The organism is Hymenobacter telluris (assembly GCF_017313265.1).
GTDB lineage: Bacteria > Bacteroidota > Bacteroidia > Cytophagales > Hymenobacteraceae > Hymenobacter > Hymenobacter telluris.
The window spans coordinates 202,588-222,954 of record NZ_JAFLQZ010000007.1 but is presented as its reverse complement, the minus strand read 5'-3'; the positions used below and the strand labels follow the sequence as shown (position 1 = coordinate 222,954).

The following is a 20,367-nucleotide window of genomic DNA, read 5'->3' as shown; positions in this document are numbered from 1 at the left end:
TTCAGAACAGTCAACCATTTAACAAGTAGCCATTCAACAATAGAAATTTCATGAAAAAATACCTTCTCCTTCTGGGCCTGCTGGTCGGCGGTGGGGCTCTGAGTTCGTGCGAAACGTTCCTGGATGTCAATACCGACCCCAACAACCCAACCAGCTCGACTCCTAACTTTCTATTACCGGGTGGCATCTCACAGGCGGCGCAGCAGCAGATGTTTACCTCGCTTGTTACGCCGTATATCACCCAGCACATTGTTCGCCGCGCCCCGGCTTCCAGCACCGACCAGTACTACTTCACTACGGGCAACGGCAACAACACCTTCAACTACTTCTACTTCTACGTTTCCGGCAACCTGCGCGCTACTATAACGGCCGCTGAAGCTGAAGGCTCGCCGTACTACGTGGGAGCAGCTAAAATCACCCAGGCTATGTCCTTGGCCCACCTCACCGACATGATGGGCGACGTGCCGTTCACGGAGGCATTCCAGGGTGGCGGCAACTACTCGCCCAAATATGATTCGCAGGAACAGATTTATCAGACCGTGTTCCGGCTGCTGGATGAGGGCGAAGCGGAGCTATCGAAGCCGGCCACGGCCAACGTGCGGCCCCTCTACGTAACCGTACCCAGCCCTAGCGGCGACATTATGTACCGCGGCGACGTGTCGAAGTGGATCAAGCTGGCCTATTCGCTCCGGGCACGCCAGCTCAACCACCTCACCAAAAAAAGCACCTACAACCCACAGGCTGTACTAGCCGCCGTTGATAAAGGCTTCACGTCGTCGGCTGATGACGCACAGATTCAACTGGAAACGCCCGTGCCGCCCATTACGGGCAGTACCAGCATTTTCGGGACGGCGCGCGCCAACTTTGCCGGCGCCACCTATTCACAGAACCTGTTGCGCTACCTCAACGGCAGCACGGCCAACGCGGCCTATCCAGGAGTGCAGGACCCACGCCTGCCCGTAATGGCCACCAGCGTGAGTGTGGGTACCAACCCCGGCGTGTCGGGCGGCACCCCAATTGCGCAAACCGGCAACGCCTCCGACTTTTACTCCAGCTGGTACGCCCGCGACTTGGGCTACTATGAGCTGATTACGTATCACGAGTTGAAATTTATTGAGGCCGAAGCGGCCTTCCGGGCGGGCAATCCGGCGCGGGCGTTGCAGGCGTACCGCCAGGGCATTGAGGCCCATATCCGCAAGCTGAGTGGCGGCGGTACCTTCGCGTCGCAGGGCCTTACGGTTACGTTCCCCGTACTCACGCAACAGCAGATTGACGGCTATCTGAACAGCGCAGCCGTGGCCCAAAACGTGGCACAGCTGGATTACAAGCGCATCATGGAGCAGAAATACATTGCGCTGTTTCTGAACCCGGAGGCTTGGTCGGATATGCGGCGCTTTGATTTTCGCTCCGACATCTACGTGAACCTAGCGTACCCGAACGGGGCTAACCCTATTTTCAACCCTGTTCCCGCCGACCCCACCCAGCGCAAGTTCCCGCGCCGGCTGCTGCCGGCCCTTACCGAGACGCAATATAACCCACAGAACGTAGCAGCCATTGGTGGCCTCGACACCGACTACGCTACCCGCCCACTGTGGTGGGACCAGCCGTAAGCGTTTCCGGCTCTGTTTCTTCTCCCATACGATGCCTTTTTCTATATGAAGATACGTTTCAATTTCCGGCCGCTTCCCCTACGCTTGTGGGGTCTGCTGGCCTTGGCTGGGCTGGCTGCCACAGCCTGCGACGACAAGTTTGACCCGCCTTACGAGCTGACCGGCGACGGTGGCTTTTCCACCATCGGAGCCGCGCCAGCTGGTTTGCAAGCCAAGTATGCCCCTGGCGAAGTGGTCAACCTGCTGGTAGGCTTCAACGCCGCCGACCGAGTGCGGGAGTTTACGGTGTTTCAGGTGGTGGGCCGCACCGATTCGGCTGTGGTAGCTACCCTGCCACCAACCAATCCTGTTTTTGATACACGAGCGGGCATTACGGCGCAGCCTATTCCGTACCGGGTACCAACCAATCTGGCCAACCAAACGGCAGTGCGGGTGGACGTAACCACTACGTTTGAAAACGGCGCGATGCGGCGGCAGCGCTTCACATACAATGTGGCCGCAGCTCCTACCCTGCGCCTAGGCACCACGGCGTCGCCCACTACCATTACCACCTTCCGTAACAACCTGGCCGCCACCGCCCAAACCACCGGCGACATTATTGGTTATAATCTGGTGCTGAATGAAGGTGGCATTGGTGCTATACCCACTACGCCTTCCACAGCTACATTATTCAAGAACGTAGACAGCCTCACCACTTTCTACCGCATTGGAACGGGCGCCCCGGTGCGGGCCGGCGTGGTCCGCAACCCAAGCACCGGCGTGGCCAATGCCCGTACCGTGGATGTAACTGTGCCTAGCGCAGCCCAGGGTCAAACCGTTACGTTTCTGTTCACCTCCTACGCCGGTCCCTACGCGGTAACTGCCACGGCTGCACCCATCACCATAGCCGCGCCTACGTCGTTGGGCCGGGTACGCACGGGCCGCGTCACGGCTGGCCCCAATGCACCGCAGGATTCCGCCTCGTACGATCTACGCCTGGGCGCCAACGTACTCAACAGCGCCGCCGCTACCACCAAAGATTTGTTTGCCAGCGGCATATCCGGCGCCACTGTTAGCCTGGCAGCCGCCAATACCACTACCTTCTACCGAATTCCGGTGGCTACGGCGGCGGCCGGCTACTACAACACGGCTTCGGCTAATGCGGTAGGCACTTTGCTGTACCAGAATGCCACTGGGCTGGCCGCGCCCGGTCCGGTAGCCGCCGGCGACCTGTTTGCGGTGCGTGTACGAGGTGCCGAGCCCATGCTGCTGCGGGTAGTCGGCGTGAAGCCCAGCACCACTGGCTCCACGGCTCGGGTGTTATTCGAGTATCGCGCCATCTGATTTCAGTTTCACTTCTTTACTAAACAGAAACGCCACCCGTTTTGGGTGGCGTTTCTGTTTTATGACCATTGATGGGTAGCATGAGCTATTGCTATATGAGCCGGGCGCTTAGCAACTCGTAGGCGGCTTTGCGCTGTTGGCTGGCGCCGAGCCGCAGCACATCTACCAGGGCCAGTACCTCATGCCACGCGGCATTGAGGCGGGCGGCGGCGGGGGTGCTGGCGTAAAGCGGGCTGACGGATAGGCCCCAGGCCTGCCCTTCCGGGTCGGGCCACACGTAGGCGGGTTCGGTGGGGGCTTGTAGCTGCGGCAGGGCGCTCCAGGCGGTGGGGGTGCCTTGCACGAAGCCGCTGGGATGCGCCGGGAATACGTAGGGTAAGCCGTGCTGCAAAAACCGTAACAAGGCCTGCTGCTGCACCGTGCGGCCATCGGGCGCAAGCAGGCGGGCATACTGGCACCGGCGCAGGGCATCGGAAATTTCGGCGGGGCTGATGAAGAGGGCGGCGGCGAGGTCTTTGCCTTGCCAGGAAGTAGTGGAAAGCGTGGTAATCTTCAATAACACTACTACATCCTGGGGCCGCATACCGTTGTGCTTGCGCATCCAAAAACGGGGTTGAAAGGGGTGGAATTCGCGATTCGCAAACCGTGAATTAGTTGTTGCAGGAAGTGAGTGAGACGAAGGTAGAATAGGAAAACTAATAAACACAAGTTTATTTAAAATTATTCTAAATAAGCTTGACCATGCACTTACCACCGCATACATTTGAGTATTGTTTAGAATATGTCTAAACAAAACACGAAACCATCGAGCAGCCAGCCACTCACGCACTGTCTCGAAACTGCTTTGTCTGCTTTTCTGCTTTATGCATCACCTCACTCCTTTCTGCTTGTTGCTGGGCTTGCCGGCGCCCGTGTTGGCGCAGCAGCGCCCGGCTTTTCAGCCGGACAGCCTGCGCCGCCTGGCGCTGCGGGAAGTGGTAGTGACGGCCACCCGCACCGAGCGCAGCCTCACCGAGGTACCGATTCCGGTAACGGTAGTGAGCCAGCAGCAAATCAAGGCCATGGGCTCGTTGCGGCTCGGCGACGTTCTGAGCGAGCAAACCGGCCTGACCACCGTCAACGACCACGGCCAGGGTATTCAGATGCAGGGCCTCAACCCCGAATACACCCTGATTTTGGTGGACGGGGAGCCGCTGATTGGGCGCACGGCGGGCACGCTGGAACTCTCGCGGGTGGCTGTCGGCAACATTCAGCGGGTGGAAGTGGTGAAGGGGCCGGCCTCGGCGCTGTGGGGCTCGGAGGCGCTGGCGGGCGTGGTGAACATCATCACCGAGAAGCCCCAGCCCGGCACCAGCGGCAACGTGCGGCTGCGCTACGGCTCCAACCGCACCATGAACCTGAGCGGCACCTTCAACACCAAAGGCGAGCGGGCCGGCCTCACGGTTTTCGTGAACCGCTACAGCTCCCAGGGCTACACGCTGCTGCCGGGCAGCACCGGCCCTACGCAGCCGCCTTTCACTAGCTATACCGCCCAAAGCCGCCTCACCTACCGCCTCGGCAAGAAAACCAACCTGAGCGTTTCGGGGCGGTATTTCACCGAAGGCCAGCACAGCGACCTGACCGTAACCGCCGAGACCGGCGCGGCGGCCGTGGTAGCGGCCAAGACCAAGCAGCACGACTACAACTTCAACCCGGTTCTCACGCACCGCTTCAGCAACCAGCTGTTTGCCACGGCCCGCCTCTACCACAGTGGCTACCGCACCCGCGAAAACTACACCTACCGCGCCGACGGCCAGCCCTACGACGCCTCCTACTTCCACCAGACCTTCACCCGCCCCGAGCTGCAACTCGACTGGCAGCTGAAGCCCACCCAAACCCTGACCGGCGGCGCCGGCTACCTGCGCGAAACCGTGGCAGCCACCCGCTACGAGCAGCGCCAAGAGCTACGGGCGCACTACCTGTTCGGGCAGTACGACTGGACGCCGGTGCCGCGCCTGAACCTAGTGCTGGGTGCCCGCTACGACGGCCACAGCCAGTACGCCGGGCAGTTCAGCCCCAAGCTCTCGGGGCGCTACCAAGTGCGGCCGTGGCTGGCGGTACGGGGCTCGGCGGGCCGCGGCTACCGGGCCCCCGACTTCCGGCAGCTGTATTTGAACTTCTCGAATCCGGTCATCGGCTACAGCGTGTTCGGCACCAACCAAGTGCGGGCGAAAGTCACCCAACTGGCAGCCCAGGGCCAACTGGCCACGGACCCCGAAACCGGGCAGCCGGTGGTGTACGAGGCAGTGCTGGCGCAGGCCAGTGGCCTCACGGCCGAAAGCTCGTTGGCCTACAACGCGGGTGTGCAGCTCGACCCAAATGCCAAAACGCGCATCACTATCAACGGCTTCCGCAACGACTTGCGCAACCTGATTGAAACAGCCGCGGTGGCGCTGAAAGCGAATGGGCAGTCGGTGTACTCGTACCGCAACGTGACCCGCGCCTACACCCAGGGCCTGGAGGCCGATGCCCGCTACCTGCTCACGCCCCACCTGACGGTGAGCGGCGGCTACCAGCTGCTGTTCGCCAAAGACAAAGCGGTAATAGACAGGCTGGAAGCTGGCGAGGTATTCCGCAAGGACCTGCAAACCCAGGAAACCGAGCGGGTGCAGCCCCAGGACTACGGCGGCCTCTACAACCGCTCCCGCCACTCCCTCAACCTGAAGCTGTTCTACGAAAATCAGCCAGAGGGGTGGTCGGTGAGTGCGCGGGGCATCTACCGGGGCCGCTACGGTTTTGGCGACCTGAACGGCAACGCCATTCTGGATGCCGACCAGGAGTACGTGCCCGGCTACTGGCTGGTGAACGTGGCGGCGGCCAAAACCTTCCGGCAGCGCCTCACCGTGCAAGCCGGCCTCGACAACCTGCTCGGCTACACCAACCCGACTTACATCAGCACGCTGCCCGGCCGGCTCTACTACGCCAGTGTTGCGCTGGAGCTGGGCAAGCGCAGTAGGTAGTGAGTAGTTGGTATTGAGCAGTTAAGCAATGGACAAATGATTGATTACTAGTCACTCACGTCTGCTGCCTCATACTCTGTACTAACTACTTCATACCAACTACTCTGTACCAACTACCAACTACTAACTACTCATTTCACCCATGCATCACCTGTTCCTCCGTACTGCCGTGGCCGCGCTGGCCGTATCATCGGTTGCTTTCACTTCCTGCTCCGATGATAAGGACGACAACAACGTGGTAGCTCCGGCGCTGGAAATTAAAACCGTCAGCAGCCTGGCGCCGCAGCCCGCGCCGCCCACCAGCACCGGCCAGCCCGGCACGCCCAGGCACTACACGTTCTACAGCCTCGCCGATGGCAAAGAAGTGCCGTACACCGATTCGGCCAGCACGAAATGGGACCTGGCTTTCCGCGGCACCACCATCCTGACCAACGCTGGCACCAGCGGCCCCGGCCGGGGCGGCGCCCAGGTGAAATCCGGGTTGTTTGCGGAGACTGTTGCCGCGCCGGAAACCGGCTACGCCGTGGATGGCACCGCTAAAGCCATTCCGACGGGCTCGGGCAACGGCTGGTACAACTACAATTCCACCACCCACGTCATTTCGCCTATTGCGGGCCGCGTGCTCCTGATTCGGACGGCGGCGGGCAAGTACGCCAAGGTGGAAATCACCAACTACTACAAAGATGCCCCCGCTACCCCCGCGGGCACCGAGCCGAGCGGCTACTACAGCTTCCGCTATGTATACCAGCCCGACGGCAGCCTCAACCTGAAATAACCCTTTAAGTCCGGCACGGGCCGCCTGGCTCCCTTGGTGAGTGAGGCACAAACCGGGTGGCCCGCTGTCGGCACTACGTAGTGAGATACAAGTACTGAGTATTGAGAAATACGTCAATATTTTGATATACAGGTAATTGACGATTATCCAACTACTCGGTATTTATTTTTCTTTCAATACCCATGCGCATTCGTTTTTCTTTCCTGCTGAAAATCAACCTACTGGTTGGGCTGTTGCTGCTCAACCGAATCAGCCAAGCCGCCGCGCCTGCTCGCATTGTGTCCCTGAATGGCACCGTGAGCGAAATCATCTGCCAGCTGGGGCTGCAAAGCCAGCTAGTGGGCGTGGACGTAACCAGCACCTACCCCGAAGCCCTGACCAAACTGCCCAAGGTGGGCCACAACCGCAACATTTCGGCTGAGGGCGTGCTGGCCTTGAGCCCGACTATTGTGGTGGGCACCATGGAATCGTTGAAGCCGGAAGTGGCCAGCCAGCTGAAATCGGCGGGCGTTACGGTGCAGCTGTTTACGCAGGAGTATTCGGTGGCGGGCACCAAGAAGCTGATGCAGCAACTAGCCGCCGCCTTCAACGCCACGGCCAAAGTACCGGCCCTTACTAGGCAACTCGACGCCGAGCTGGCGAAGGCGAAAAAGCCCGCCAAAGCGCCCAAAGTGCTGTTTATCTACGCCCGCGGCACCGGCACCATGATGGTGGCCGGCCAGGGCACGCCGCTGGAAAAAGTTATCGGCCTGGCCGGCGGGCAAAACGCCGCCACCGGCTTCACCGACTTCAAACCCCTAACTGCCGAAGCCCTGGTAGCCGCCAACCCCGACGTGCTCCTGCTCTTCGACAGCGGCCTGCAAAGCCTGGGCGGCAAAGCCGGCCTGCTGAAAGTGCCCGGCGTGGCCCAAACCACCGCCGGCCGCACCGGCCGCGTGGTGGAAATGGACGGCCAGCTGCTATCCGGTTTCGGCCCCCGCCTCGGCCAAGCCACCACCGAGCTAGCCAGTAAGCTTCAATGATTGGATGAAGGGATGATTGGGTGAGGCGAATAGCCTGATTTATAGCGGTTTTCTAAACGGTGTAGAGACGCATACTTGCGTCTCGTCGTCCGCGCCGGTTAGAGGTCGTCGTTCAACGACAAGACGCAAGTATGCGTCTCTACACCGTTCAGAAAACCGCTACAGTTACTGATTGCGCCATTCATCCGTTCATCCAATCATCCCTTCATCCAATCCTTCCCTCTCCATGCCTGCTGTAGCTGAACTTCCTGCCCCACCAAAAACTGCCACCCCTGTGGCGTTACCCCCGACCAATTGGCGGCGGCGGTTGCTGCTGCCGGGGCTGGCGGGGCTGTTGGTGGGCGCGGTGCTGCTGAGTGCCGGGGCCGGGGCGGTACCCATTCCGGTGCCGGCGGTGCTCGGGATTCTGCTGCACAAGCTGGGGCTGACCACTGGCCTTTCGTTTGAGCTGCAACAAGAAGCGGTGCTGTGGGCTATCCGGCTGCCGCGGGTGTGTTTGGGCGTGCTGATTGGGGCGGCGCTGGGGCTGGCGGGGGCGGCTATGCAGGGGCTGTTCCGGAATCCGCTGGCTGATCCGGGGTTGATTGGCGTGTCGACGGGGGCCTCGTTGGCGGCCGTGGCAACCATTGTGCTGGAAGTAACGGTGCTGGCCGCCGTGCGTGAGTGGCTGGGGTTTTACGTGCTGGCGGTAGCGGCTTTTCTGGGGGCTTGCGGTACCACGCTGCTGGTGTATCGGCTGTCCAGGGAAAGCGGGCGGGCGGTGGTAGGCACCATGCTGCTGGCCGGTATTGCCGTCAACTCGCTGGCCGGCGCCCTCACCGGGCTGCTCACCTACGCTGCCACCGATGAGCAACTGCGCAGCATCACGTTCTGGGGCTTAGGCAGCCTGGGCGGGGCCTCCTGGCCGACGGTGCTGGGCGTGCTGCCGCTGCTGGCGCTCCCCATTCTGCTGCTGCCGCGCCTGGGCAAGTCCCTGAACCTATTGGCGCTGGGCGAAGAACAGGCCGCTCACCTTGGGCTGCCCGTAACGCGCCTGAAGCGGCAGCTGATTGTACTGGCCACGTTGGCCGTGGGCACTTCGGTAGCCGTAGCGGGCACTATCGGGTTCCTGGGGCTAGTAGTGCCGCACCTTGTCCGCCTCGCCGCCGGCCCCGACCACCGCGTGGTGCTGCCGGGCGCGGCGCTGGGCGGCGCGCTGGTCCTCACCCTCGCCGACATGCTGGCCCGCACAGTAGTAGCCCCCGCCGAGTTGCCCATCGGCATCCTCACGGCCTTGCTGGGCGCGCCGGTGTTCCTCTGGATTCTGCTGCGCGAGAAACGGCAGCGGCGGGTGTAGCTGGTACTGCAAGCACTTAATTCAGCAAATAACGCATAGAACGTCATGCTGAGCTTGCCGAAGCATCTCGCGTGCTGACACTAGATTACTACTCTTTCATCAGCACGCGAGATGCTTCGGCAAGCTCAGCATGACACGAAAGCTAAAACTCAAATAAGCTCCTAAATCCTGACCCATGTTCAACGTTCAGAACCTACGCTACCAAGTGGGCCGCAAGGTGCTGCTGCAAGGCGTGTCGTTGCAGGCCCAGCCCGGCGAGCTGCTGGCGGTGGTGGGCGCCAACGGCGCGGGCAAGTCCACGCTGTTGCGCCTGCTCAGCGGCGACTTGGTGCCGACCGGCGGGCAGGTGCAGTTTGAAGGCCGCAACCTAAGCAACATCCCCGCGCCGGAGTTGGCGCGCCGCCGGGCGGTACTCACCCAGCAACACACCTTATCATTGGCCTTTGAGGTGCGCGAGCTGGTCTTGATGGGTCGTTATCCGCATTTCCGGGGTCAGCCCAGCGCCCACGACCACGCCGTGGTAGCCGAAGCCCTGGCCCTGGTTGGCCTCACCGACTTAGCCGCCCGCAGCTACCCTACCCTGTCGGGTGGCGAGCAGCAACGCGCCCAGCTGGCGCGGGTGCTGGCGCAGGTTTGGGAAGCCAAAGGCGGTTTCCTGTTTCTCGACGAGCCCTTAACCGGCCTCGACCTCAACCACCAACACCACACCCTCGATGTAGCCCGCGCCCTGGTGCAGCGCGGTTTCGGGGTGGTAGCCGTCCTGCACGACCTCAACCTGGCCGCCCAATACGCCGACCAAGTGCTGCTGTTGCGCCAAGGAGAAACCGTGGCCTACGGCGAACCGGCTGCGGTGCTTACGGCCACCACCATCGAGCATGCATTTGATATAGCCGTGGAGCTGCTGGTGCACCCTAGCCTCGGTTGTCCGCTTATTGTGCCGTGCCCGCGCCCGTTGCCCACCACCCGAGGCTGGGCCTGACTTCTCTGAAAAACACTCACTTACTTTTTTTGCATGTCCGTCATCGAATCAACCACTGCCACCCTGGCTGAGCGCTGGGCGCAGTTCAAGCTCGAAAACCCCAAAAGCCGCATCCGTGACGCCGCCGGGCAGCTGGGCATCAGTGAAGCCGCGCTACTAGCCACCCAATGCACCACCGAAGCTGATGCCCCCGTGGTGCGCCTAACCGCCGATTTTCCCGCCCTGCTGGCCGCCGTGCCCACGCTGGGCCACGTCATGGCCCTCACCCGCAACGACAGCGTGGTGCATGAGCGCAAAGGCCCCTACCTGAAGGTGTCGTTCAACGGACCAACGGGCCTGGTGCTGGGCGACGACATCGACCTGCGCCTGTTTATGAGCCACTGGCACTTCGGGTTTGCGGTGAACGAAAACGGCCGCCGCAGCCTGCAATTCTTCGCGCAGGATGGTGAAGCGGTGCACAAAATCTACCTCACCGAAGCCAGCAACACCACCGCCTACGACGAGCTGGTTAACCGTTTCCGGGCCGCCGAGCAAACCCCGGAGCTAGCCACCCAGCCGGCCCCGGAAGCCACCCCCGAAACACCCGACGCCGACATCGACGTACCCGGCTTCCGCGAGGCCTGGCGCCAGCTCACCGATACGCACGCCTTTTTCGGGTTGCTGCGCACGTTTGGCGTGAGCCGCACGCAGGCCCTGCGCCTGGGCCCGCCCGAGCTGGTGCAGCGCCTCGACAACGAAGCCATTGTACGCGCCCTGGAAGCTGCCGCCGCCACCGACTTAGGCATTATGCTGTTCGTGGCCAGCCGCGGCTGCATCCAGATTCACACCGGCCCGGTGAAGCGCCTGGTTGCCACCGGCCCCTGGTTCAACGTGCTCGACCCCGACTTCAACCTGCACCTGAAACTCGGCGACGTGGCCGAAACCTGGCTGGTGAAAAAGCCCACCACCGACGGCCTCGTGCACTCCCTGGAACTCTACGACGCCCACGGCCGCAACCTGCTCCTATTCTTCGGCAAGCGCAAACCTGGCATCCCCGAGCAAGACGCCTGGCGCGAGTTGGTGAACAAGCTGTAGGTCTACTTCCTACTGAACGGTCATGCTGAGCTTGTCGAAGCATCTCTACCGCGCTAGTATATGATTTACTTTGGCGGTAGAGATGCTTCGACAAGCTCAGCATGACGTTCTTTTTTATCAACAACAACCACACGAAAAGGCCCCCAACCTACAAGCCATTGGCTGTACGTTGGGGGCCTTTTGGTGCGGAAGCTATGCTTCTACTTCGCGGCCGCAGCTTGCGTTTTCAATGAGATAACGCCGGGCTTCAAGCCTTTGCCGGTTACTTTCAGCTGCACGTTGCCGGCCTTGTCGGTGGCTTGCACGGTGGCGACCAGCTGGCCGTGGAAGGCGTGCATTTGCGGCACATGGAACAGCTCCAGGCTGGTAGCATCACCGTTGCCAACGGCGCGAAACTTGCCGGCCCCGCTCACCGCCATTTGTAGCTGGTTGGTGGCATCGGGGCAGAGGTTACCGTCTTTGTCTTCCACGCGGGCCGTCACGTAGGCCAGGTCCTCGCCATCGGCGGTGAGGGTGGTCTGGTCGGCTACCAGCTTGATGTGGTGAGGCTTACCGGCGGTGCGCACGGTTTCTTCGGCTACGGCTTTGCCCTGGGCGTCGTAGGCTACCACTTTGATGCTGCCGGGCGCGTATTTCACGTCGTTCCACATCAGGCGGTAGCGGGTTTGGGGCTTATCCGACGGGCCTTTGGTTTGGCGGCCCTGGCTCTGGCCGTTCACGAACAGCTCGGCCGAGGGGTAGTTGGTGTAGCAGAAAACCGGCGTGGTCTGGCCTTCGCGGCCGGGCCAGGTCCAGTGCGGCAGTACGTGCAGCGTGGGCGAGGCGGTGTTCCACTTGGCGCGGTAGAGGTAGAACCGGTCTTTGGGCAAGCCCGCCAAATCCAGAATCCCGAAGTACGAGCTGTGCGACGGCCACGCTTCATCGTAAGGGGTCGGCTCGCCGAGGTAGTCGAAGCCGGTCCACACAAACTCGCCGATAACGTAGGGCAAATCATCCTGCTTCACGAACTCCTCGTCGGGCGTTTGAGACCAGACGCAGGCCTCCAAATCGTACGACGACGACTGGTTGTTGGGGTACTTTTTCTGCTTGGCCGTCACTACCGGAAACATGTAGGCGCCGCGGCTGCTCACCGTGGAGGCCGTTTCGGTGCCCAGGATGAAGCCTTGGGGCAGCTTGTCGTTGGCTTGCTCGTAGCGCATGGGCTTGTAGTTGAAGCCGGCTATGTCGAGCACCGAGGCGAAGTTGTTGTTGATGGCCGCGTCGATGCGGTCCATGCCGGCCGTGACGGGGCGGGTGGGGTCTTCGCGGTGCACGATGTCCTGGAGGCGCTTGGCAATTTTGCCGCCGCCGGGCGCACTTTGGTCGGGCACCTCGTTGCCGATGCTCCACATAATCACCGAGGGGTTGTTCCGGTCGCGGTGCACCATGTTCACCAGGTCCTTCTCGCTCCACGCATCGAAGTACTGGCTGTAGCCGTTTTTCACCTTCGGCGACTTCCACTCATCAAACGACTCCACCATCAGCATGAAGCCCATTTCGTCGCAGAGCTTTACCAGCTCGGGCGCGGGCATGTTGTGGGAGGTCCGGATGGCGTCGCAGCCCATGTCTTTGAGCAGTACCAGCTGACGGCGCAGGGCGGCCGTGTTGATGGCCGTGCCCAGCGGGCCCAAATCGTGGTGGTTGCACACGCCCTTGAACTTGCGCAACTGCCCGTTCAGCGAGAAGCCTTTGCCGGCTTCAAACTTGAAGGAGCGCACCCCAAACCGGGTGCTGTACTCGTCTTTCAGGGTTTCGCCGGCGTACAGCTTCGAGGAAGCGGTGTAGAGCACGGGCGTTTCCGGCGACCAAAGCTGCGGCTTCGGCAGCACCAGGTTCTGCTCGAACTCTTGCCCATCGGTAGCGGCCAGGGTGGCGGTGCTGGTGGTCAGCACCTGCCCTTGCGCGTCCTTGATTTCCGTGACGAGGCGCAGCGGTTGGAAGGCGTTGTTGGGCGTGGCTACCTGAGTACGCAGCTTCACTTTCGCAAAGTCGGCGTTGATTTCGGGCGTGGTGATATAGGTGCCCCACACCGGAATGTGCACGTCGTCGGTGACGATGAGGTGGACGTTGCGGTAGAGGCCGGCGCCGGGGTACCAGCGCGAAGCTTCCGACTGGTTTTGCAGGCGCACGGCCAGCACGTTGTTGCCGCTGGCTTGCAGGGCGTCGGTAATATCGAAGCTGAACGAGTTGTAGCCGTAAGGCCAGGAGCCCACTTCCTTGCCGTTCACAAATACGTGCGCGTCGCTCATGGCGCCGTCAAAGAGCAGCACCGCCCGCTTGCCCGGCCCGAAATTCGGCACCGCCAGCTGCCGCCGGTACCAGCCGGTGCCGATGAACGGCAGCCCGCCCGTCCGGCCGGCTTTCAGCGTGGCGGTTTTCTCCTGGTTTTGCTCGATTTGCACCTTCTGCAAGTCGTTGTTGCCATCAAAAGGGCCGTAAATGGCCCAGTCGTGGGGTACGCTCACGGTTTGCCACTTGGCGTCTTTGAAGTCGGGTTTGGCCGCCTCGGGCACGTCGCCTTTGGTGAATTTCCAGTTGGTGGTTAGCAGGTACTCCTGGCGGGCCTGGGCGGTGGCAAGGTGAGGCAGCGCAAGCAGCGGCAACGACAGCGTTACCACGGCCCGGCCAATAAAATGGGTGATGTGCATGAGGTAGGTAAAGGGAAACAGAAAATCAGGCATCGTTTGGCAAAGCCACCAGCGCAGTGTGCTTTGCCCACAATTCTCGGCTGAAGTGGCGAAGCTACTCAACCAGCGGCATACCACTTACAGGAAGCAGCTTCAGGAAACGACAATTCCGCACGTTATTTCCCGGCCAGATACTGGTGCATCTCACTGGCAGCCAGCAAGAAAGCACCCACTCCGAAGTTGGCGGTGGAATTTTTATCGACCACCTGGCCGGGAATGGCTTTTTCGCCGATGGGCTGCACGTAGCCGAGCGTGCCGTCGGGCTGGAGGGCCGTGGTGGTGAGGTACTGCCAGGCTTTCTGCACTGTGGGCAGGTACTCCTTTTTGTCGAGTACGCCGTGGTTGATGCCCCACAGCAAGCCGTAGGTGTAGAAAGCCGTGCCGCTGGTTTCGGGGCCGGGGGCGTGCTGCGGGTCGAGGAGGCTGCGGGTCCAGTAGCCTTCGGGCTGCTGCGCGGCTTTGATGGCGGCAGCCAACCCCTTGTACTTGCTTAGGTAGTCGGCGCGGTGCGCATCATCGGCGGGCAAATCCTGGAGCACTTTGGCCAGGCCAGCCAGCACCCACCCGTCGCCGCGGGCCCAGAAGTCTTTCTTGCCGTTCACCGACTTGTGCTGCGGGTACACGTACTTGGCGTCGCGGTAGTAGAGGCCGGTTTCGGCGTCGTACATGATGCTGTTGGCGTAGCTGAAATACTCGTGCAGCTTGGTCAGATACTGCGGGTTGTTGGTGACGCCGTAGAGCTTGGTCATCACCGGCATCACCATGTACAGCCCATCGGCCCACCACCAGTAGTCGTTTTGCGGGGTGCCCATTTCGTACTCCATCACCTCGCGGGCGCGGGCAATGCGCTGGGGCTCCGGCTTGAGCTTGTACAGGTCGATGTAGGTTTGAAAGCAGATCTGCCAGTCGCCGAACAGCACGTAATCGTCTTTCTCGCCGTACTTGTATTTCCAGCTGGCCTTGTCGTCGGACTTGGCACCTTTCCACTGGTTGTGCACGGCCCAGTCTTCGGAAAACTGGCGGTACTTTTCGTTTTTGGTTACGGCGTAGGCGGCCATGTTGCCGGTGTGGTAGGCCGCCACATCCCAAAATGCGCGCTCCTGGGGCGGATGTTCAGCCTGCCAATGGTCGTTTACTTTGGTAATGAGGGCCACCACCTCCTGCGGCTTGGGCTGGCTGGCCGATACACTGCTCTTGGAAGTGGAGCAGCCGGCGCCCAGCAGCAAGGTCACGAAGGCGGCGCCAAGTACATGGGTAATCTTTCGCATTGAGGGAGGTAATGGGGGACAATGGATTGGATACGGCCTATTGCGAACAATAGGCACTTTTCTCATCTACTCCGGTTGTCATGCTGAGCTTGTCGAAGCATCTCGCGTGCTGATGATGGATTACTAATTCAACGTCAGCACGCGAGATGCTTCGACAAGCTCAGCATGACGTTCTTTTCACTTACTGTGTATACACCCTAGTTCAACTCTAGCGCAAAGCCACCGCGCGGGGCCAGCGTCACGCTCACTTTAGAGCCCGTTACGGTGCGGGTGGAGAAGCTGCGGTTGTTTTCGCCGTCGGTGATGAGCGTGCCGCCTCCCGCGGCGCCTAGCTTGCTTAGGTCTAGCTCAATGGTTTTGGGCGCATCGGTGGCGTTGATGCCTGCCACGTACCACTTACCGGCCGCCTGCCGCGCCAGCACGGTGTACTGGCCGGGGTAGCCCTCCAGAAACTTCACATCGTCCCACTGCTTGGGGAGGTGGCGCATGAAATTCACCACGTAAATCGGCTGCTTGGACATGCCATCGGGTGTTTCGGCGTAGTGCTGAATACCCGACTGAAACAGTATCGACAAGGCCAACTCAAACGCGTTGCTGGTTTTGCGCTCCTTACCCTTTATTTCAGAAAACGCTACGGGCGTGAAGTCCATGGGGCCGACGGCGTTGCGGGTGAAGGGCAGCACGGCGCAGTGCGTGGCTTCCCGGTCAGTGTTGCCCTGGTCGAAGGTCAGAAACTCGAAGCCTTTCACGGCTTCCATCGTCATTAGGTTGGGGTAGGTGCGGTTCCAGCCGCGCGGAATGGTGGTGCCGTGGAAGTTTACCAGCAGGCCGGCCTTGGCGGCATCCGTCAGGATGTCCTGGTAGTAGTTCATGAACGACTGTCCGTCGCCGCCGAAGAAATCAACTTTCACGCCCGCAATACCCATCTGCTTGATGCGGGCAAACTCTTTGCGGCGGCTGGCGGCGTCGAACAAGATGTTGGTGGGCGTTTGGGGCGCCTCGTTCCAACTGCCGTTGGAGTTATACCACACCAGCAGCCCCACCTTTTTCGAGCGGGCGTAGGTGGCTAGCTCGGCCATCTTATCGTAGCCGATTTGCTTGTCCCACAAAGCATCTACCAGGCAGTAGTCCCAGCCCATAACGGAGGCGTAGTCGATGAAGCGGCGCTGCACCTTCTCGGTGGTGGCCGCGTCGCCCATCAGCACCCACGACCATGATGCCTTGCCGGGCTTCCCAAACGTGCCAGCTGCCGGTGCCGATGCCGGGGCAGGTGCGCTCAGGTCGGTGGTCAGCGTTGATTCCACTACCGGCGCCAGCGAGTTGCCCAGCACAAGTACGCGCCACGGCGTACGCAACGGCAGCGGGCCTTCGGGCAGCACGGCCGCGCCGGCGGTAGTGCGTTCGGCGTCCTGCGCAAACGCCACGCTGTATTCGGCATCCGGCGACTCGTGCGCGAGGTGGCTGCCGCAGTAGGTGCGGCCCATGCCCGCTTCGGTGAGCAGCAGCCAGTGCCCGGCGGCCTCAAACAGCGCCGGAAACGACCAGCCCTGCCCAATGGTGGAGGACGTGCCAGCCGCTATGCCCATCTGGTAATTCTCTTCGTAGGAAGGTTGCGTTTTGGCCCAACCGGTTTGCGCTTTGGCGTGCGGGTGCAGCCAGCCTTTGGCCGAAGTTGGCAGGTGGAAGGTGGTTTTTTCGGCCGTTACTTTCTGAACATCCTTGCTTTTGCCTTCCACCAAATACTGAAACGCCACCCCCTCATTCGATACCTGGAACACCACGCTCAGCTGCGGCCCCTTACCGCCTGCAAAGTGCACCACCCGCCGGTTGGCCTTGTAGGTGCACTTCGTGCGCTTGTCGGTGGCCATTGTGTAGTTGTCCGTTACCGATTCCACCCGGTCGGCATTTTTCAGCTGCAAGCCCTGGCTTAAATCGGCGCCGGCCAGCTGCAAGCCCAGCTTGGAGGCGCGCAGCACTTCTGTTTGGCCGTAGCGAACCGCATAAGTAGGCACGCCCTGGGCCGTGGTTTCAACGGTAACCCGAATGGTGCCGTCGGGGCTATCAACGCTGATGGGGCTACCGTTCTGGGCTTGCGCTGCCAGGGCTGCCAGCAGGCTCAGGCCTACCGTGAATGAAATCGTCTTCATGAAATGGGTGAGAGTTGTATGCTAGGATGGAATATCGAAACGAAAGCTGGTGTTCTTAAACGGTAAGTAGAAGCCTGATACACTCAGCAATAGGATTGCACGAAGCTACCAGGACAAAGGAAATAATATCTGCCTTAAGTACTACTGGCAGCAATAATATTTAATGGCAGTGTGTTACCCGCCGCAATGCCGCCGTAGTGTGCCACCAGTGAAACAGCTTACTTAATCTAAGCTGCGAGGAAGTTGCCGGTCAGCTGGTTTTTTTGCCTGACGAATAATAGTCGTTAGCACCGTATGCCTGAACAGCAGCGGGCCACAACGCCAGCCGGCTGCAACCCGTCAGCCCGCTGAAAAGCGGACCGACGGGCGAACCTCCGCAACCTGAGCTACTCAAGCAGCTACCCGGCCTGGTTCCGGCCACTAAAAACCAGGACCGGAGCGCCCGTTGAAATCCACTGAAAAAGCGGCGGCCGGAAAGCCCGCCGTTGATTGCGTAACTTTGTGGTATGTCCACTGCTGATTCTATTTCCGCTACTCTTTCTTTGCATGGCCTCCGCCAGACCCCTATGCGCCGGGCGGTGCTGGAGGCCCTGCGCGCTGCGCCCTATGCCCTCAGCAGCCACGACCTGGAGCAACAGCTAGACCCCAGCACCGACCGAATTACGCTCTACCGCACCCTGCGCACCTTCGAGCAGAAAGGCGTTATTCACCGCGTAGTGGGCACCACCGATATTGTGCGGTACGCGGCCTGCGCGCCGTCGGCCTGCACCGAGCACGCCCACACCGACGACCATGTGCATTTCAAATGCACCGCCTGCCAGCAAACCTACTGCCTCGACCAAATAACCGTGCCCGCCGTGCAGCTTCCGCCCGGCTTCCGGGCCCAAACCCGCGACTATCTGCTTTCCGGCGTGTGTGAGCGGTGCCAGCCGGCGCAGTAAGCGCACTGCACCAGCGCTAGTGCTGGCAATTAACCAATTACGCCGGTTGTATTTCCGAAATACTGTTGGGCTTGCAACACTAGTAGTACTTACCTTGTCGTTATAGTGTGCAAGTGCTCTGGTAGTTTTCGAACTGCTTATAGCCACCAGACGGCGAAGCGGCTGATTCACAGTGAATAGCCCAGATTTCACCACCCTATCAGCTGCTTCCCTGTCTGGTTTTCGGGTTTCCCGACGGCCCCAAGCTGTTTATCTGCAAAAAAAGCCTCCCTGTAAACAACAGTGGAGGCTTTTTCTTTAGCGGAATACTACGGCAAGGACCCGGCTTGCTAGCGGCCGCCAAACAGCCGCTGGAAGAAGCCCCGTTTCTTGCGAGGTTTCACCTTGGTTTTGACTTTGGTAACCGTGCCCGCTGCCGTAGTAGTGCGCGCAACCGCCGGGCGTGGGGCTGGGCGGGTAGGCGGTACGGGCGTAGTAGCCACTGGCGGCACGGTAGTAGTGGGCGGCACCGGCACGGCATCGGTGGGGGCTTGCGCCACAATAATTTCGACGGGGCGGCCGGTGGTGCGCACGTTCACGGGGCGGCTTTCGTTGTGCAGCCGGTCTACGGCCGTGAGGTAGTAGGCGTAGCTGACGCCGGGGCGGGCGGTGGTATCCACGTACACCAGGCCGGTGCCAGGCCGCGCCCGGAGCACCGTCAGAATGTGGCGCGGGTCGTCGGGGGAAGGGGTTTCGTTGGCGGTGAAGCGGTAGAGCACGTAGTAGGCGGCCAGGTCACCGTCGGGGGCGGCGGGGGCGTGCTGCCAGGTGAGCGTATTGGCAGCTGCGGAAGCGGTGAGCACCAGGTTTTGGGCGGCGCGGGGCGGCACGGCATCCAGCCACGGCATAGTAGGCACCAGCGCCGGGTACCGGAACAGATTCAGGCGCAACGAGTCGGCGGCGTGGCGCGGGTTGGAAATCAACGACTTCGAGCTGAAAAACACGCTACCCTGCACGTCGGACGGGAACGAGCGGTTGGTGCGCACCTGCCGGGGCAGCTCGTGGCGGCCCAGCCAGGCGGTGTCGCGGCGGCTGGTTTCCAGCATGCGGTAAGCGCCCTGCCCAATGTAGAGGTGCCGCCCAAACCGGTTGCGCGTCCACCACTCCACCAGCACCGGATAGGCCGCCACCTTGAAGCTGCTGCTCCAGTACAGCTGCGGCAGAATGTAATCAACCCAGCCTTGACGGGTCCATTCGCGGGCGTCGGCGTACAGGCCGGAATAGCCCTCAAACGCCGAGGTGGCCGAGCCTTCCGGGTCGTTGCGCTGGTTCATCCACACGCCAAACGGCGACACCCCAAACTTCACCCAGCGCTTGGCGTGCTGAATAGAGTCGTGCAGGTCACGGATCAGGAAGTTCACGTTCTGGCGGCGCCAGTTGGGCAAGGTCAGGCTGTCGGGGTTGAACTGGGCAAAAGCCGCTTCGTCGTGAATCACTTGGCCGGCTTCCGGATACGGGTAGAAGTAGTCGTCGAAATGCACCCCGTCGATGTCGTAGCGGCGCACCACGTCCAGAATCACACGGTTGATGTATTGGCGCACTTCGGGCAAACCGGGGTTGTAGAGCAGCTTGCCGGCGTAGCGCAGAAACCACTCCGGATGCTGCCGAAACGGGTGGTTGGGGGCCAGCCGGCGCGTGACGGAATCCATGCTGGCCCGGTACGGGTTGAACCAGGCATGAAACTCCATGCCCCGGTTGTGGGCCTCTTCAATCAGAAACGGGAGCGGGTCGTAGGCGGGGCTGGGGGCCTTGCCCTGGGTGCCGGTCAGCCAGCGGCTCCAGGGTTCCAGAGCACTCTGGTAGAAAGCATCGGAAGCGGGCCGCACTTGCACAAATACCGCATTAATGCCGTTGCGCTGCTGCTGATCCAGCATCCGGATATACTCGCGGCGCTGCTGCTCGGGCGTGAGGTTGCGGGAACTGGGCCAGTCGATGTTTTCCACGGTGGCAATCCAGACGCCGCGCAATTCGCGCTTGGGCGGAACGTCGGCGGTGGCCGGGCGGCAGGAAACGGCCACCAGGCCGGTGGTCAGAAACAGAAAAGCAACTAGGCGGGCAGCAGCAAACAATCGGGGCATCGGCACGAAAACGCAAAAGAGGGCCCCAAAAGTACGCACATATACCGGCG

The 20,367-nt window shown here is 61.2% G+C and carries 14 protein-coding genes; 9 read left to right on the top strand and 5 right to left on the bottom strand.

The annotated features are described in order from the left end of the window. Nucleotides 1-50 precede the first annotated feature (50 nt). Nucleotides 51-1,610: a SusD/RagB family nutrient-binding outer membrane lipoprotein gene (locus J0X19_RS13075; protein ID WP_206984805.1), complete on the top strand. Its 1,560-nt coding sequence runs from the start codon at nucleotides 51-53 to the stop codon at nucleotides 1,608-1,610. Nucleotides 1,611-1,655: 45 nt separating this feature from the next. After that, complete coding sequence (locus J0X19_RS13070; RefSeq protein ID WP_206984804.1) at nucleotides 1,656-2,933, top strand: hypothetical protein; 1,278 nt, start codon at nucleotides 1,656-1,658, stop codon at nucleotides 2,931-2,933. A 91-nt stretch (nucleotides 2,934-3,024) separates the two neighbouring features. Here J0X19_RS13070 and J0X19_RS13065 read toward each other — a convergent pair whose 3' ends face one another. Next, a complete protein-coding gene (locus J0X19_RS13065; RefSeq protein WP_206984803.1) occupies nucleotides 3,025-3,534 on the bottom strand; it encodes a hypothetical protein in 510 nt (169 codons plus the stop codon). Nucleotides 3,535-3,796: 262 nt separating this feature from the next. Between J0X19_RS13065 and J0X19_RS13060 the strand changes: the two genes are divergently transcribed. From J0X19_RS13060 to J0X19_RS13035, 6 genes are all read left to right on the top strand, one after another. Beyond that, complete coding sequence (locus J0X19_RS13060) at nucleotides 3,797-5,932, top strand: TonB-dependent receptor plug domain-containing protein (protein WP_206984802.1); 2,136 nt, start codon at nucleotides 3,797-3,799, stop codon at nucleotides 5,930-5,932. A gap of 142 nt (nucleotides 5,933-6,074) precedes the next feature. Then, entirely contained in the window at nucleotides 6,075-6,707 is a 633-nt protein-coding gene (locus J0X19_RS13055) for an HmuY family protein (protein WP_206984801.1), read from the top strand. A gap of 182 nt (nucleotides 6,708-6,889) precedes the next feature. Further along, nucleotides 6,890-7,729: a heme/hemin ABC transporter substrate-binding protein gene (locus tag J0X19_RS13050; RefSeq protein WP_206984800.1), complete on the top strand. Its 840-nt coding sequence runs from the start codon at nucleotides 6,890-6,892 to the stop codon at nucleotides 7,727-7,729. 274 nt (nucleotides 7,730-8,003) lie between these two features. Continuing rightward, complete coding sequence (locus J0X19_RS13045) at nucleotides 8,004-9,065, top strand: FecCD family ABC transporter permease (RefSeq protein WP_317194771.1); 1,062 nt, start codon at nucleotides 8,004-8,006, stop codon at nucleotides 9,063-9,065. A gap of 175 nt (nucleotides 9,066-9,240) precedes the next feature. After that, the gene (locus J0X19_RS13040; RefSeq protein WP_206984798.1) at nucleotides 9,241-10,044 is read left to right on the top strand and encodes a heme ABC transporter ATP-binding protein; all 804 of its coding nucleotides are present in this window, start codon (nucleotides 9,241-9,243) and stop codon (nucleotides 10,042-10,044) included. A gap of 33 nt (nucleotides 10,045-10,077) precedes the next feature. Further along, nucleotides 10,078-11,118, top strand: a complete 1,041-nt coding sequence (locus tag J0X19_RS13035) for a hemin-degrading factor (protein WP_206984797.1) — start codon at nucleotides 10,078-10,080, stop codon at nucleotides 11,116-11,118. Nucleotides 11,119-11,318: 200 nt separating this feature from the next. Here the strand turns inward: J0X19_RS13035 and galB are convergent, their stop codons facing one another. The 3 genes from galB to J0X19_RS13020 all read right to left on the bottom strand — a co-directional run bounded on the left by galB (nucleotide 11,319) and on the right by J0X19_RS13020 (nucleotide 17,259). After that, nucleotides 11,319-13,838 (bottom strand): beta-galactosidase GalB, encoded by a 2,520-nt coding sequence (gene galB / locus J0X19_RS13030; RefSeq protein WP_242582560.1) that lies wholly within the window; start codon nucleotides 13,836-13,838, stop codon nucleotides 11,319-11,321. Nucleotides 13,839-13,960: 122 nt separating this feature from the next. After that, complete coding sequence (locus J0X19_RS13025; protein WP_206984796.1) at nucleotides 13,961-15,112, bottom strand: glycoside hydrolase family 88/105 protein; 1,152 nt, start codon at nucleotides 15,110-15,112, stop codon at nucleotides 13,961-13,963. A gap of 197 nt (nucleotides 15,113-15,309) precedes the next feature. Continuing rightward, nucleotides 15,310-17,259 (bottom strand): glycoside hydrolase family 97 protein, encoded by a 1,950-nt coding sequence (locus tag J0X19_RS13020; protein WP_206984795.1) that lies wholly within the window; start codon nucleotides 17,257-17,259, stop codon nucleotides 15,310-15,312. Nucleotides 17,260-17,765: 506 nt separating this feature from the next. On the opposite strand from J0X19_RS13020, the gene J0X19_RS13015 reads away from it, so the two are divergent. Beyond that, nucleotides 17,766-18,200, top strand: a complete 435-nt coding sequence (locus tag J0X19_RS13015) for a Fur family transcriptional regulator (RefSeq protein WP_206984794.1) — start codon at nucleotides 17,766-17,768, stop codon at nucleotides 18,198-18,200. A gap of 329 nt (nucleotides 18,201-18,529) precedes the next feature. On the opposite strand, the gene J0X19_RS13010 is transcribed toward J0X19_RS13015, so the two are convergent. Next, complete coding sequence (locus J0X19_RS13010) at nucleotides 18,530-20,317, bottom strand: glycoside hydrolase family 10 protein (protein WP_206984793.1); 1,788 nt, start codon at nucleotides 20,315-20,317, stop codon at nucleotides 18,530-18,532. Between the last annotated feature and the right edge of the window lie 50 nt (nucleotides 20,318-20,367).